The organism is Allomuricauda sp. MMSF_3307 (assembly GCF_030733585.1).
GTDB lineage: Bacteria > Bacteroidota > Bacteroidia > Flavobacteriales > Flavobacteriaceae > Flagellimonas.
This window is the reverse complement of record NZ_JASHIQ010000001.1, coordinates 511224-524524: the sequence shown is the minus strand read 5'-3', so window position 1 is coordinate 524524 and position 13301 is coordinate 511224. Positions and strand designations below refer to the sequence as shown.

At 45.4% G+C, this 13301-nt stretch carries 12 protein-coding genes and 1 tRNA gene; 3 read left to right on the top strand and 10 right to left on the bottom strand.

What is annotated here, in order from left to right; all coding sequences use genetic code 11:
- On the top strand, positions 1–663 hold the full coding sequence (locus tag RBB12_RS02315) for an ABC transporter ATP-binding protein (RefSeq protein WP_306012639.1): 663 nt from the start codon (positions 1–3) through the stop codon (positions 661–663).
- On the opposite strand, the gene RBB12_RS02310 is transcribed toward RBB12_RS02315, so the two are convergent.
- From RBB12_RS02310 to pdxA, 7 genes are all read right to left on the bottom strand, one after another.
- A complete protein-coding gene (locus RBB12_RS02310) occupies positions 660–1778 on the bottom strand; it encodes an NAD(P)/FAD-dependent oxidoreductase (protein WP_306012638.1) in 1119 nt (372 codons plus the stop codon). The two genes, RBB12_RS02315 and RBB12_RS02310, sit on opposite strands and share 4 nt — an antisense overlap.
- A gap of 32 nt (positions 1779–1810) precedes the next feature.
- Positions 1811–3169 carry an acetyl-CoA carboxylase biotin carboxylase subunit gene (accC, locus tag RBB12_RS02305; protein WP_179383175.1) on the bottom strand — a complete coding sequence of 453 codons (1359 nt, stop codon included), beginning with the start codon at positions 3167–3169 and terminating at the stop codon, positions 1811–1813.
- Positions 3170–3251: 82 nt separating this feature from the next.
- Entirely contained in the window at positions 3252–3752 is a 501-nt protein-coding gene (gene accB, locus RBB12_RS02300; protein ID WP_306012637.1) for an acetyl-CoA carboxylase biotin carboxyl carrier protein, read from the bottom strand.
- 26 nt (positions 3753–3778) lie between these two features.
- Positions 3779–4774, bottom strand: a complete 996-nt coding sequence (locus RBB12_RS02295; RefSeq protein ID WP_306012636.1) for a beta-ketoacyl-ACP synthase III — start codon at positions 4772–4774, stop codon at positions 3779–3781.
- Between the two features lie 174 nt (positions 4775–4948).
- The gene (gene rpmF / locus RBB12_RS02290; RefSeq protein WP_014032589.1) at positions 4949–5149 is read right to left on the bottom strand and encodes a 50S ribosomal protein L32; all 201 of its coding nucleotides are present in this window, start codon (positions 5147–5149) and stop codon (positions 4949–4951) included.
- A 7-nt stretch (positions 5150–5156) separates the two neighbouring features.
- Positions 5157–5690, bottom strand: a complete 534-nt coding sequence (locus tag RBB12_RS02285) for a YceD family protein (RefSeq protein WP_306012635.1) — start codon at positions 5688–5690, stop codon at positions 5157–5159.
- 110 nt (positions 5691–5800) lie between these two features.
- Positions 5801–6853 carry a 4-hydroxythreonine-4-phosphate dehydrogenase PdxA gene (pdxA, locus tag RBB12_RS02280; RefSeq protein ID WP_306012634.1) on the bottom strand — a complete coding sequence of 351 codons (1053 nt, stop codon included), beginning with the start codon at positions 6851–6853 and terminating at the stop codon, positions 5801–5803.
- A 58-nt stretch (positions 6854–6911) separates the two neighbouring features.
- Between pdxA and RBB12_RS02275 the strand changes: the two genes are divergently transcribed.
- On the top strand, positions 6912–7502 hold the full coding sequence (locus RBB12_RS02275; protein ID WP_306012633.1) for a riboflavin synthase: 591 nt from the start codon (positions 6912–6914) through the stop codon (positions 7500–7502).
- Positions 7503–7508: 6 nt separating this feature from the next.
- Here RBB12_RS02275 and RBB12_RS02270 read toward each other — a convergent pair whose 3' ends face one another.
- Positions 7509–9311, bottom strand: coding sequence for a sodium:solute symporter family protein (locus RBB12_RS02270; RefSeq protein WP_306012632.1), 1803 nt, complete (start codon positions 9309–9311; stop codon positions 7509–7511).
- A 68-nt stretch (positions 9312–9379) separates the two neighbouring features.
- Here RBB12_RS02270 and RBB12_RS02265 point away from each other — a divergent pair, with 68 nt between their 5' ends.
- Entirely contained in the window at positions 9380–10135 is a 756-nt protein-coding gene (locus RBB12_RS02265; protein ID WP_293281082.1) for a sulfite exporter TauE/SafE family protein, read from the top strand.
- Between the two features lie 125 nt (positions 10136–10260).
- On the opposite strand, the gene RBB12_RS02260 is transcribed toward RBB12_RS02265, so the two are convergent.
- Together RBB12_RS02260 and RBB12_RS02255 are read right to left on the bottom strand one after the other, a co-directional pair.
- Positions 10261–10334, bottom strand: a tRNA-Arg gene (locus tag RBB12_RS02260).
- 321 nt (positions 10335–10655) lie between these two features.
- Positions 10656–13271, bottom strand: coding sequence for a M14 metallopeptidase family protein (locus RBB12_RS02255; protein WP_306012631.1), 2616 nt, complete (start codon positions 13269–13271; stop codon positions 10656–10658).
- Positions 13272–13301 lie beyond the last annotated feature (30 nt).

Below are 13301 nucleotides of genomic sequence, written 5' to 3'. Positions count from 1 at the left end.
ATGCTTCTACAACTCAACAATATATTCAAATGGGTCAACTCTGGGGGCCAGCGTATTTTTTTGCTTAAAGACATCAATTTACAAGTGGAACAAGGAGAGTTTATCTCTGTAATGGGCCCTTCAGGTTCAGGAAAATCTACCTTGCTCAATGTCATCGGGATGTTGGACACCTTTGATGAAGGGGAGTACAACTTTTTGGACGAATCGGTTCATTCCCTCAAAGAAAAACACCGTTCCAATCTATACAAGCAATACATCGGCTTTGTGTTCCAATCCTATCATCTGTTGGACGATCTTACCGTACAGGAAAATTTGGAAATGCCTCTGATCTATAAAAAAGTCAAAGGTTCGGAACGGAAGGCCATGGTAGCCGATATGCTGGACCGTTTTAACATTGTGGGCAAAAAGGACCTTTTTCCAGCCCAGCTGAGCGGAGGACAACAACAATTGGTGGGGGTGGCCCGAGCTTTGATCGCCAACCCAAAGTTGATTCTGGCCGATGAACCTACGGGCAACTTGAACTCCAAACAGGGCGAGGAAATCATGGAACTGTTCAAGCAATTGAACGAGGAAGGGGTAACCATTATTCAAGTCACGCACTCGGAAAAGAACGCGGAGTACGGTTCCAGAATCATCAATTTGCTGGACGGGAGAATGGTTTAATCTGCCAGCTCTGCCAACCCTTGGCCAACTAGGCTGCCGAGCGCAACTCCCATTCCGCCCAAGCGTACGCCGCAGGCAATGGAATTGGAGATTTGCTTGACGATGGGCGACTTTTGCGCACCCACGCCCATAATACCGCTCCAACGCCGCTCAATTTGAAAGGATTGATTTGGCAAGATCATTTCACGGAGGAGGGACTCCAATTTTTGTTGGATGATTTTGGTTTGTCCAAACATCATGGTCTCCTCAGTCTTAAAATCAAGATTGCGCCCACCGCCAAACAGAATACGATCATTTATATTTCTGAAATAATAATAACCCTCATCAAAATGGAAGGTTCCCTTTATGGGTAAGTTTTTGATGGGCTCAGTTATCAATACTTGGGCGCGTGCCGGTTGCACTGTTTCCGATTTTAAAAGTTTCGATGCAAACCCATTGGTGGCGACAAACACCTTTTTGGATACAAACTCAAAATCCATTGTTCGAATCAAGGCGCTCTGGTTGAGTTGCTCGATATTCTGAACCGTAATCCCATTTAAAATGGGAATCTCCATGGCGGTACATTTATGGATGAGGGAACGCATCATTTCACCCGTATCCAATTGGCCTTCCAGTTGATGCGTGAGGTATTTCTGCTGAATGTTTCCAAAATGAAAACTATTCTCGGTGGCCTTAAATGGCTTTTGCCCAAAAACGGGTTCCAATAGGTTGTTGAGGTAAGGGAGAGACTGTAAACACTTTTCGTAAAAGTCTGGTTTGTCCAACGGGAAAAGCTCGTGTCCGCCCAGCAATTGGAAATCGATGGCCTTATCCCCCAGTAAATTCCGTAGCCTTTGGATACCGTTCCAACGCTTTTGGACCAGTTGCACCACTTCTTCTTCCGTATGATGGTCTAGATCGGACAAGATTTCGGAAACACTTCCAAAACAGGCAAAACCTGCATTTTTGGTGCTTGCCCCTTGCGGCAGACTGCCTTTTTCCAGGATTAGGATATTGGATTTGGGATATTTTTCCTTTAGGCTGATGGCACAATTGAGTCCAACGATGCCGCTTCCAACGATGGTGAAATCCACATCGGAAAACCAACTTTTATGTTCCCAATAACTCAATTCCATAACTAAAAAACCCCGATAAATCGGGGTTCAAATTAATGTTCTTCTTTATACTTTGGGTCCATTTTAAAGTCCTCCATGAATTTGGTGGTATAATTTCCAGCCAAATAATCAGGATGGTCCATCAATTGACGATGGAACGGAATGGTGGTCTTGATTCCCTCGATTACAAACTCGTCCAAAGCTCTTCTCATTTTATTGATGGCCTCTTCCCTAGTTTGGGCAGTGGTAATTAGCTTGGCGATCATCGAATCGTAGTTCGGCGGAATCATATAACCGCTGTACACATGGGTATCCAAACGCACGCCATGTCCACCTGGAGTATGCAAGGTGGTAATCTTCCCTGGAGATGGCCTAAAGTCGTTGTAAGGGTCCTCCGCGTTGATACGGCACTCTATGGAGTGTAACTTTGGATAGTAGTTTTTTCCTGAAATAGGTACTCCACCGGCTACCAAAATCTGTTCCCGAATCAAATCGTAGTCCACCACCTGCTCGGTAATTGGGTGTTCCACTTGGATACGGGTGTTCATCTCCATAAAGTAGAAGTTACGGTGTTTATCCACCAAAAACTCAATGGTTCCGGCACCTTCGTACTTAATATATTCGGCTGCTTTTACCGCGGCCTTGCCCATATCCTCACGAAGCTTATCCGTCATAAAAGGAGAAGGTGTCTCCTCGGTCAACTTTTGGTGCCTACGTTGCACGGAGCAATCCCTTTCCGACAAGTGGCATGCTTTTCCGTATTGATCTCCCACAACTTGGATTTCAATATGTCGGGGCTCTTCAATCAGTTTTTCCATGTACATTCCGCCGTTTCCAAAAGCAGCTGTTGCTTCGGTAACGGCACTGTTGAAGTTTTTCTCCATTTGATCTTCCGACCAAATAGCACGCATCCCTTTACCTCCACCACCGGCTGTGGCTTTGATCATTACGGGATACCCCATCTTTTTTGCCTCTTTTTTGGCGTGGGCAACATCTTTCAATAGACCTTCCGAACCGGGAACGGTAGGTACACCAGCTTTCCGCATGGTTTCCTTGGCCGTGGCCTTATCTCCCATTTTATCAATTTGTTCGCCGGAGGCACCAATAAATTTGATATCATGCTCGGCACAGATCTTGGAGAATTTGGAGTTTTCGGACAGGAACCCATAGCCAGGGTGAATGGCATCGGCATTGGTGATTTCGGCAGCAGCGATGATGTTTGGAATCTTCAAATACGATTCACTACTGGGCGCAGGGCCTATACATACTGCTTCGTCGGCAAATCGGACATGAAGACTTTCCTCGTCGGCCTTGGAGTAAACGGCTACCGTTTTTATGCCCATTTCCTTGCAGGTCCTGATGATCCGCAAGGCAATTTCGCCCCTATTTGCTATCAATATTTTTTTAAACATAGAACACAATCTTTAGTTAGGAATTCTAAATCTTAAATGATTTTGGAAACCAACGGCCCCAAAAACGATCATTTAAAATTCGCTACGATGGGTCCACCAAGAATAATGGTTGGTCAAACTCCACTGGTGAGGAATCATCAACCAAAATCTTTACAATCTTTCCGGAAACTTCGGATTCGATATCGTTGAAGAGTTTCATCGCCTCTATCACACAAAGTACATCACCTTTACTGATGGAAGTTCCTACCTCAACAAACGGCGGCTTGTCCGGGGAAGGTTTTCTGTAGAATGTTCCAATAATGGGCGACTTGATGGTGATGTATTTGGAATCATCATCTGCTTTTTTGGAATCGGCCGGTGCCGGAGCAGTGGCTTCTTGTGCTGCTGGAGCCTGTGGTGCCGGAGCGGCAGCTGTTGTAGCCTGGGGCACTGGGATTTGTTGAACAATGGTGGTTTCGGGTGAGCCAGAGCTTGTGCTTCCCGTTCGAATGGTGATTTTAATGTCCTCCATTTCCAACTTCACCTCGCTGGCGCCCGACTTGGCGACAAACTTGATTAAACTTTGAATTTCCTTAATGTCCATGGAATATAATTTAGTTAGTTGTGTGATTAAGAATTATAGGCCCATTTTAAATAAATGGAACCCCATGTAAAACCACCACCAAAGGCGGCGAAAATAATATTGTCTCCTTTTTTCAATTGTTTTTCGTAATCGTGCAACAACAAGGGGAGTGTTGCCGATGTGGTATTACCATAACGGTCAATGTTGATCATTACCTTATCCGCCTCCACACCCATGCGGTTTGCGGTGGCATCGATAATGCGTTTATTGGCCTGATGGGGCGCCAACCAATGCACATCGTCCTTGGTCAAGTTGTTCCGCTCCATGATCAATGCCGAAACATCGGCCATGTTTGAAACGGCAAATTTAAAGACGGATTTCCCATCTTGGTAAACGAAGTGTTGTTTGTTTTTGACGGTTTCCTCTGATGCGGGCAATATGGAGCCTCCGGCATCAATTTTTAAGAACTGCCGCCCGATACCATCGGAACGGAGGTACTCATCCTGAAGCCCAAGTCCTTCTTCATTAGGTTCGAACAGCACAGCTCCGGCACCATCACCAAAAATGATACAGGTGGTCCTATCGGTATAATCAATGATGGAGGACATTTTGTCGGCCCCAATGACCAATACCTTTTTATATCTGCCGGATTCGATGTAGCTGGCCGCGGTAGACATCCCATACAAAAAACTGGAACAGGCCGCCTGAAGATCGTACGCAAAGGCGTTTACAGCTCCAATTTCCGAAGCGACATAGGCAGCTGTTGCTGCAACGGGCATATCGGGGGTGGCGGTGGCCACCAAAACAAAATCTATTTCTGAGGCTTCAATTCCCCTCTTTTGAAGAAGATCTTCTGCGGCTTTGATCGCCATAAAAGATGTTCCTGCATTTTCTTCTTTTAAGAGTCTGCGTTCCTTGATCCCGGTTCGGGTGGTGATCCACTCGTCGTTGGTATCGACCATGGTTTCCAACACTTTATTGGAAAGTACAAAATCGGGAACGTATCCTCCTACAGCTGTTATTGCTGCCGTTGTTTTCTTCATTTTAGCCTCTCTTTATTGTCAAAAGGATTGAAATTTGACCCAAAAGCGGTGAAAATTAGTCATTTTATATGACTTTATCGGTAAAATTAACCGTTTTTGGGTGTTAAGAAGGGTCCATAAAAAAACTCCCGTTAAAAATTCAACGGGAGTTGCTTTATTACAAGGGATTTGCGCTTAAGCCGCAGTTTCCTCTTCTGTTTTGTCAATCAAAACCTGACCTCTGTAGTACAATTTGCCTTCATGCCAGTGAGCTCTGTGGAACAAGTGCATTTCACCTGTTGTGGAGTCCTTGGCAATTGTTGGCGCAACTGCTTTGTAGTGGGTTCTTCTTTTGTCCCTTCTGGTTTTTGATGTTTTTCTTTTAGGATGTGCCATTATAAACCTATTTATCCGTTAGTAACTTTTTTAAATCGTCCCACCTTGGGTCTGTTTTTTCCGATGGTTCTTTTTGCTCTTTTGGCTGCAACTCTTCCAGTTTGTCCAAGATGTCCGATTGCAAGGTTCCGTCCTCAACTCCGGGATGCACTCTTTTCTGCGGAACGGCCAGCACCAACATTTCATAAATGTATTGGGCTATATTGAACTGGTGCTCTCCATGCGGAATGATCAAAATTTCATCGTCTTCGTCGTTGTACTCTTCGCCAAACTTGACGACAAGTTTCAAATCGGAATCGATGGGCTGGTCATAGGACTCACCTGTTAGATCGCAATCTACATTTATGGTGCCGGTTGCTTTCATTTCGAGTTCCATCATGGTGCTCATCTTTTCCAGAACAGCACTTATGTTGACGGAGGCCCCGTTAAATTCTTGGTAGTCAAAAGATTCAAAGAACGCATCATCAATCTCGCACACAAATTTATGTTTTCCCAACTTCAGACCTGAAAAAGGGATAAAAAACTCTTTCAGCTTCATCATTTCTACACTTAAGGATTGTGTACCAGCCTTTAAAGGCGGGTGCAAAGATACTACTAATTTACAAAACTGCAATTCTAGCTACAACAAATATCCAAAATGCAGTCAACTTTTTAGCCCCCACGCTTAATTTTCTGCTTTTGCAGGGGGTTTCTGGTCAATTCCAAGTATTCTGTTCTATTTCTGAACACTTGTATGGCGGTAAACACCGCTTCCTTAAAAGAACTCTCGTCAGCCTTGCCTTTTCCAGCGATTTCGTAGGCCGTGCCATGATCTGGGGAGGTCCTCACCTTGTCCAGTCCGGCGGTATAATTGACTCCTTTTCCAAAGGAAAGTGTTTTGAACGGAATGAGGCCCTGATCATGATAGGCAGCTAAAATGGCATCGAAACTCTCGTGGTTTTTGGACCCAAAGAAGCTGTCGGCGGAGTATGGGCCGTAAACCAAAACCCCTTTGTTGAACAATTCTTTTATGGTGGGCTTTAAAATCTTGTCATCTTCTTCGCCAATGGTTCCGTTGTCGCCGCTATGCGGATTGATGCCCAAAAGGGCAATTTTGGGGCGACGAATGCCAAAATCCATTTTTAGCGATTTTTCCATGGTCATCACCTTATCACGAATCAATTTTGGGGTAATGGCCTCGGCCACATCCTTTACCGCAATATGATCGGTAAGCAATCCCACACGAAGGGAGTTGGTGACCATAAACATGAGGCTTTCTCCCTTCAATTCTTTGGCGAGAAAGTCGGTATGGCCCGGAAAATTGAAGTCCTCCGACTGAATATTGTTCTTGTTGATGGGCGCAGTGACCAAGACATCTATCTTGTCTTCTTTGAGTGCGTCAACAGCGGCCCGTAACGATTTAATGGCATACTCACCGCCTTCCTTGGTAGCCTCTCCGTAGGTTATGGCAGGCACCTCTTTCCAGACATTCACAATATTGATCTTGCCCTCAATGGCCTGTTCGGCATCACGAACGCCATTGAACTTGATGTCGATTCCCAAATCCTTGATCTGTTGGGAGACAGTTTTGTTGGATGCAAAGATGACCGGAGTGCAAAAGTCCAACATTCTTGCATCTTCAAATGTTTTGAGCGCTACCTCGCACCCAATGCCGTTAATATCCCCAACGGAGATCCCTAACCTTATTTTTTGACTTTCCTTCATAAAATGAATGCCGTTATGGCTACTTTTGCATTACAAAACTAGTCAATTAATAAGACACATGTTCACAGGGATCATAGAGACTTTGGGGAAAGTAGAAAAGTTGGAAAAGGAGGGGGGAAATCTTCACTTGACCGTTAGCTCGGGAATCACCTCCGAATTGAAAATTGACCAGAGTGTTTCGCACAACGGGGTATGCCTTACCGTGGTGTCCATTAACGGGGATAATTACACCGTCACTGCGATTGAAGAGACCTTGAACAAGACCAATCTTGGAGACCTTAAAGTTGGCGATACGGTCAACCTTGAACGCGCCATGGTATTGGGAGCACGTTTGGACGGGCACATTGTACAGGGACATGTGGACCAAACGGCGGTTTGCCAATCGGTTGCGGAGCAGGATGGGAGTTGGGTCTATACATTTATCTATGATTCCAAGCTCAACAACGTTACCATCGAAAAAGGGTCCATTACCGTTGATGGGGTAAGCCTCACGGTGGTCGACTCCCAAAAGGACAAGTTTAGCGTGGCCATTATTCCGTACACTTATGAGCACACCCGATTCCATACCTACAAAGTAGGTACAAGAGTGAACTTGGAGTTTGATGTGGTCGGGAAATATGTTGCCCGATTGTTGGAACTTAGAGGCTAAAATCCATCAAAATACATTGCGCATGCCGCGCCAAATTCTGATGAGCACGAATGTCGCGACCAACACCATCACCGTTAGTCCTAGGGCCAATGGATAGTTTCCATAGATCCAATTTCCTGTGGCAAAAAGACATCCATACACCAGAATACAGCCCACAATCATAGCCAAAACACCCGATGGCACACTCCACTTGGCATTTTCATCTTCCAAGGTAACTCCGTCGGCCTTGGCCGCTTCATGAACCTTGTTCCATCCAGGACCTCCCGGCTTCGTGATTTTATAGAATCGGTAAAGTACTTTATTATCCTCCGGTTTGGTCAAAAATGTGGTGGCCAACCAGAGTATGGTGGTAATCAGCACTACTAAAGGAAATTTACTCCATGCTGGAAAGGGAGCACCTTCTGCCAAAAACAAGGGGTCTTCCAATTGCCAAAAAATAATGGAGATGATTCCTGAGGAGAACATCGCCACGATTTCGCTCCATGCGTTGATACGCCACCAGAACCATCGCAACAAAAAGATAAGTCCCGTTCCGGCTCCGAACATAATGATGATATCGAACAGCTGAGTGGCATTGTTCAGTTCCAAAGCAAATAGGCTACTCAGCACCATCAAAACAACCGTAGAGATTCGTCCTACGTTCACCAATTCCTTTTCCGAAGCATCTTTGTTGACCTGTTGCTTGTAAAAGTCGTTCACAATATAGGAGGAGCCCCAGTTGAGGTGGGTTGATATGGTGGACATGTAGGCCGCACCCAATGAAGCCATGACCAGACCCAACAAGCCCGTGGGCAACATGGTGAGCATAGCGGAATAGGCCAAATCATTTTTGAGGATATTCTCTGGCACATTCGGAAACGCCTGTTGGATGCTCTCCAAATCAGGGAAGACCACAATGGAGGCCAAAGCCACCAAAATCCAAGGCCAAGGTCGTAGTGCGTAGTGCAATATGTTAAAGAAAAAAGTGGCTCCAATAGCATGGTTCTCGTTTTTGGCGGCTAGCATCCGCTGTGCAATATAACCTCCACCGCCCGGCTCTCCGCCAGGGTACCAAGCACTCCACCATTGTACTGCCAAGGGGATGATCAATAGCCCTATCAAGGCTTCCGTATCGGAAAAGTCGGGTAAAATGGACATTTTTTCCTGTACTTGGGCATTGGCCAAAATGTTGTCCAATCCGCCCACTTCGGGCATGTTCACCAAATAGACCGCGGCTCCAATGGCCCCGCCCATGGCAACGAAAAACAATAGAAAATCGGTATAAACTACACCCCTAAAACCACCAACGGCACTAAAAATCACGGTTATGGTTCCCCCAAGGAGTACGGTTTCAATAGGTTCCAACCCAAGCATTACCTGCCCTATTTTGATAGCGGCCAAGGTTACCGCCGACATCGCCATCACATTAAAAACCACCCCCAAATACAACGACCTGAACCCCCTGAGGAAATGGGCCGGTTTTCCTCCGTATCGCAAATCGTAAAACTCCATATCCGTGGCCACATTGGATTTTCTCCAAAGTTTCGCATAAACGAATACGGTTAACAAACCCGTGAGCAAAAAAGCCCACCAGCCCCAGTTTCCGGAAACCCCATCGGTACGGACAAAATCCGTTACCAAGTTGGGTGTGTCCGTGGAGAAAGTGGTGGCTACCATGGAAAAGCCTAACAGCCACCAGGGCATGCTTCGGCCGGATAAAAAGTATTCTGCGGTGTTTTTTCCTGATTTTTTGGAAACATAGATTCCTATAAAAAGCACGATGGCGAAGAATCCAAAGATGATGATGTAATCTAAAAGTTCTAGTTTCATTTGTTTAGTTTGGCTGGACCTAAAGATAGGTTTTTTGGGTTACTTTTGTGAACCTGTAAAAAGTCTTCATGTTTCTTTCCGCTTTCTCAGATATTTCCGTAGCTGCATGGACCATGGCCGCCACCGCTGTTTTTTTGATGGGGGTTTCCAAGGCAGGACTCAAGGGAATGTCCATTTTTAATGTGACCTTGATGGCTTTGGCGTTTGGTTCCAAGGCTTCTACGGGGCTTTTTATTCCTTTGTTGATTGTAGGAGATACGTTTGCCGTGATCTATTACAACCGACACACTCAATGGAAATATATTCTGCGGTTTTTGCCTTGGATGATTTTAGGTATCCTTATCGGGGTCTTAATCGGAAAAGACCTTCCCGAGCGCGAATTTAAATGGGCCATGGTGGTGGTGATTTTCATTAGCTTGGGCATGCTGGTGTTTTGGGACCGCCGAAAATCAAAAAAGGTGCCCACCCATTGGCTGTTTTCGGGTTCCATGGGGATTTTATCGGGAGTATGCACCATGATCGGAAACTTGGCAGGAGCGTTCACCAATATTTTCTTTTTGGCAATGCGTTTGCCCAAAAACGAGTTTGTGGGCACTGCCGCTTGGCTGTTTTTTATCACTAACCTTTTTAAGATGCCCTTTCACGTTTTTGTTTGGAAAACGATTACTGTAGAAAGTCTGCTGATCAACTTGCGATTGCTCCCGGCCATTTTTGTGGGGCTGTTATTGGGCGTTTTTCTGGTGAAGAGAATCAACGAGAAGAATTACAAACGCTTTATTTTGATTGTCACCGCCATTGGTGCTGTGGCGATTTTGTTTAGATAGATAACTGTTAATATCGATCAAACATCAATTTGTTCATATTTGTAATAAAATGAGTTTAAGGATAAAAACACTTTTCTCTATCTTTATAAATAGAAAAGGGAGGAAAACTTTCCTCCCTCTTTAAGTAGCTCCGACAGGATTCCAACCTGTAACCTATGCCTTCGTACAGCATTGCTCTATGCAATTGAGCTACGGAGCTTTTAAGGACTGTGCGCGCAGTCCTTATTTATTTGATAAAGTAAAATTATAGTATTCAGTCGGTTGAATGACCAAAAGCGGTATGGGCGTTTTCCACAGATACTTAACAATTTGATTGTTGACAATTCTGGAATCCAGTTAATAACTCCAAAGGAATTGGTAAAATTCACTAAAGTTTAGCGAAAATCATTAGATAAATCTACTTTTTGACAAATGATATGAATAATTGAATGATTGATAACTTTTTGAAATGATTTAAATATCCCATAAGAAAAGCCGCATCAATTTGATGCGGCTTTCCATTATACATTAAGATGTTCTGCTACTCTGAAGCCCCTTCATAAATTGCATTAAAGATCAATTTAAAGGTACCGCGTGGTTGCGCCCTAAATTGCGGACGGAACGCAAACAGAATCGCAGCGCCTTTTCCGTATTTGGCTTTTACCATGGCAGGCTTTTTGGCAATATACCTGTCTTCGCCCATGGCCCAACCGCTCATCAAGAGGTCTTTGGCCGCATAGGTGGCAATTACCTCTACATCGGGTTCGGGAGCATCGGCAATTTCTTCGGTACCGCCTTCACCTGTTTTTCGCTGTTTGTCGATGGAGAAAGCCCTACTTCGGTTAAAAGAAACGGCAACCGTATCCTTCATGCCAAAAGCAAGCGGATGTGTGGTGTCCACGCCAGCCTTGATCAAGGAACCGGGAATAAAAAAATCGTTGCTGTCGGCATTGGCCACTGCATTGCGCAAGGGAAGGCCAAACTGTTCAATCACAAAGTCGCTGGCCTCATCGAAGGCAATCAAAGTGCCTCCTTCTTCCACATAATCGCTCAACGCTACGGAACCTTTTAATCCGATACCTCCGGTAAATTTTTCCGGCATGCTCAAATTACTGTGTCCATGCAAAATGGAACTTGGCCGTTGTGAAGGGATGATAATGGCATCATATTGAGACAAGTCTCTGGTTTTGATATCAGCATCGTGCAAGGTATCCATATCAAACTCGTATTCATCCATGATATAACGGGTCCATCCTTCGTCCATATTGGCCACCCAAGATTTGTAGAGCCCTACTTTGGGCAAATGGATTTTTTTTAGTTGCACTTCGGGTTTGGCGGCAAGTCCGGTAAACTCAAGTCCGTATTCTTGGGCCAAGGATTCCATGAGTGCTTTGTCTCCAGAAACGATGTAAGAACCGGCTGGCATGGTTGTTTTTCCCGCTTTGAATTCCGTCATGCTTTTATAAGCTGTTCCGCCTGCCTTTAACACTTTGTTGGTGGCGATCACGGCGGCATTGGTGTTGGCACTCAATGCATAGCCAAAGGAGCCGTTTCTATTTACATCACCTTCGTAATGGGATACAAGCCCTGTAACTTTCTCGGTTTGTACGTCGAATGATTCGGCAACCCTATCCACATCGATTCCCATTTGCATGGGCAATGTCCATCCGGCCAGATCGTAGGGGGTGTCCGGTGGCCCGCCCGGATATTGAAAACGGGTAGGGTAGTCCTGTTTTTCCATGAGGTCCAACAAATAGGGCCTAAAGGCCTGTGCGGTGTAGATAACGTAAGATCCTTCTTCATAATCTTTGCCGTTTACGGTAAAGTTCTTGGTAGCCCTTTCCACCTCAATACCGCCTTGGAGCAGCACGTTTACCAAGTTCACCGCTTCAAAGGAATCCCATTGCTCTTTGCCAATAACGTAGGCGAACAAATCTCCGTTTTTTCCTTTTTCTACGGCCGATTTGCCCATTTTATAGATATTGTACAGGTAATTACTCTTCCGGTCTGCGGCAAGGTCCAACGTGGCCCAAGTCGCAGTCAACATATAGTCCACAGCGTCCCGAAAATGGGATTCACCACCTTTCCATGGGTCAGGGTACATAATGTCGGTACCATCAGTCGGAGTGCCTCCTGCAACGGTTTTCGGAAGTTTTTCCGGATCATAGAATCTTGGGGTCGGTGTGGTATGTCCAGTTTCGGTCAAGATACCGATCATGTTGTGATAGTAAGGTACAGTACGTCCACCGCCGTTCCAGAACATGGTGTAAAAGTTGTCAGCGATGGCACCGGGCATGTTTTCCAAGGAAAAACGCTTGGTCATGGCAGAGCCCACTTCGCTAACGCCAGCGGTAATGGCCGGATGAATTCTGGGATTCACCGGGTCGGCGTAGGGGGGCAACGAAATCTTGGTCCAAGATGGGGACGACTGGTGGTGATTGTACACAATTTGGGGATACCATTCGTTGTACAATATCTTCGTCACGTTATAGGTCTCGGGCATAATGTTCATAAACCAGTCTCGGTTGTTATCATGACCCATGTAGTAGTGATACAAAATTGGGGGACGGGAGGTTTCGTAGGGTGTGCCCAGATTTTTTCGGTACCAGTCTACCACGATATCCAAACCGTCGGGATTCATTACGGGCATCAATAGCGTAATCACATTTTCCCTGATTTTTTTCATTTCTTCGGTTTCGGAGGTGGCCAGCGTGTATGCCAGTTCCGAGGTCATCTGCCCATGGGCCAATTCGGTGGAGTGCATCCCCCCGTCGACCCAAACAATGGCCTTACCTTCTTGGGAAAGGCGAACGGCTTCGTCGTCGTTGACCTGTACACGGGCCAATTTGGTACTGATGTCTTTCCATTTATCCAATTGAGCCAAGTTTTCTTCTGTCGAAATGAACAAGAGGTACATTTTACGGCCCAATACCGTTTCTCCAATTTCGATTTTTTTCACTCGGTTGGACGCTGCATCCAGTTTTGACAAGTAGTCTTCAATTTGGGAGTAATCGGCCAGTTTGTAATCGGCGCCTACCCTGAATCCGTAAACATCTTCGGGGGAGGGAACATTCTGTGCCACGGAAAACGCGGCGCAAGACAAACACATCGCTGCGGAGAGCAGCCATGTTTTGAGGTTTGCTGTTTTAGAAATCATTTTTTTGAATTAGTTATAATTTGACTGAAA